Source organism: Shewanella sp. AS16 (assembly GCF_021412365.1).
Classification (GTDB): domain Bacteria; phylum Pseudomonadota; class Gammaproteobacteria; order Enterobacterales; family Shewanellaceae; genus Shewanella; species Shewanella salipaludis.
Genome location: NZ_JAKCLK010000218.1, coordinates 1 through 296 on the forward strand (window position 1 = coordinate 1; position 296 = coordinate 296).

Below are 296 nucleotides of genomic sequence, written 5' to 3' on the forward strand. Positions count from 1 at the left end.
CTAACGAGAACTGTTCAGGGAGTCTGACATCAAGAGAGCGGTAGCCTTTTTTAGGATGGCATTATGCTCCTCGAGGCGATCAATTTTCTTCTTCAACTCACGAATTTCAATTTGTTCTGGCGTCATTGGCGTGGCTTTGGGTGAGCTCCCCATACGTTCTTGCTTGAGCTGTCTAACCCACTTTTCCATACCTGATTTACTCACGCCCATGGCTTTAGCAGCGTCCATTACTGAGTAGTTTTGGTCAACGACCAGTTGTGCTGCCTCGAGTCGAAACTCCGGGCTGTATGTTGGTC

Annotated in this window: 1 pseudogene; it reads right to left on the reverse strand. The window is 48.3% G+C overall.

The annotated features are described in order from the left end of the window. Positions 1-296, reverse strand: a pseudogene (locus tag LZP73_RS20075) (transposase); the annotation flags it as partial.